The following is a 633-nucleotide window of genomic DNA, read 5'->3' as shown; positions in this document are numbered from 1 at the left end:
AATGTTCTCTAATGTAATATAAAGAATTTTCATAACATTTTGGAAGGGAATTGTAAAAGATTTGCCACTAAAATAGATTAGTGGCATGGACTTAAAATCCTTCGAACCCCTTGTAAAGACTGAACAATCTGCAAAGCGATTTATTAACAAAGCGTGTTGGAAAAACTACCGTCGTTTCTGCACACGATGTCAAGGCAGAAAAATCTACCCCATCCGCCGCAAACGCTATCGCTGCAAACGCTGTGGCTACGGGTTCTCCGACTGGAGCGGAAGATGGATCGGAACCCTCCGAATCTCGGCCAAAGCTTGGCTCTGGTTGCTTGGGCTCTTCGAGCTGGAGGTCTCGGCCTCGGAATCGAGTCGTTCCGATCTGAAGGCCTCCCAACAGTTGGGACTCTCCTATCCCACCGCCCTTCGGGCCTTCACGGTGATCAGCAAAAATATCGTGGCTAAAACCGGAAAGTAGGGCTTTCTTAAAGGAAAGGTCGAGGCCGATGATTTCCGATGCTACGATGCTTTGCTGTGTTGGGGGTATCGCCACCTGAGGATCGATTCCAAGAAACGATTCAGCTCCGGAAAGGTCTACATCAACCGCCTGGAGGGGGACTTGGCTTATGCAGGGGAGATGGTATT

The 633-nt window shown here is 48.8% G+C and carries 1 protein-coding gene; it reads left to right on the top strand.

The features are described 5' to 3' along the window. Positions 1-85 precede the first annotated feature (85 nt). Positions 86-466 (top strand): transposase, encoded by a 381-nt coding sequence (locus N3G78_14855; protein ID MCX8119195.1) that lies wholly within the window; start codon positions 86-88, stop codon positions 464-466. Positions 467-633 lie beyond the last annotated feature (167 nt).

This window comes from Thermodesulfobacteriota bacterium, from assembly GCA_026415035.1.
Classification (GTDB): domain Bacteria; phylum Desulfobacterota; class BSN033; order BSN033; family UBA1163; genus RBG-16-49-23.
This window is presented reverse-complemented; position numbering and strand designations above follow the sequence as displayed.